This is a genomic window from Protofrankia sp. Cr1 (assembly GCF_963555865.1).
Classification (GTDB): domain Bacteria; phylum Actinomycetota; class Actinomycetes; order Frankiales; family Frankiaceae; genus Protofrankia.
In genome coordinates, this window is sequence record NZ_CAUVXO010000092.1 from 14,063 (window position 1) to 14,641 (window position 579).

Here is a 579-nt window from a genome sequence, read left to right on the forward strand (position 1 = left end):
GGCTAATAGGACGGTGCCCTACACTCTGGTCTCCTTCCACGCCCACCCGGACGACGAGGCGCTGCTCACCGGCGGAACCCTGGCGCGGGCCGCCGCGGAGGGTCATCGGGTGGTCCTTGTGGTCGCCACCACCGGCGGTGCCGGCCCGGCGTCGCGCGACGTGCTCGCCCGCGGCCCGTTGGCAGACCAGCGCAAGGCCGAGCTGGAGCGCTCCGCCCGGGTACTCGGATGCGCCCGGGTCGCGTGGCTGGGCTACGCCGATTCCGGGACGAAGGATGCGCCCTCGGGAGCGGACTCGGCGTTCGCCGAGGCGGATATCGACGAGGCCGCCGCACGCCTGGCCGAGATCCTGCGCGAGGAGCAGGCCGACGTGCTCACCATCTACGACCTCGCCGGTGGATACGGCCATCCCGATCACGTGCAGGTGCACCACGTCGGGGTCCGTGCCGCCACGATCGCCGGCACCGGTGTCGTTCTGGAGGCGACGCTGGACCGCGGGGCGTTGCAACGGGTGCTGCGGATCGTCTCGCGGTTACCCCGGGTCCCGGCGAGCTTCGACCCCGCGCGCGTCGCGGACCT

General features: G+C 73.1%; 1 protein-coding gene. It reads left to right on the forward strand.

Going from position 1 to position 579, the window contains the following annotated elements; all coding sequences use genetic code 11:
* Positions 1-13 precede the first annotated feature (13 nt).
* The coding region (locus U9980_RS10340) for a PIG-L family deacetylase (RefSeq protein WP_322767717.1) at positions 14-579 on the forward strand (566 nt) is incomplete at its 3' end.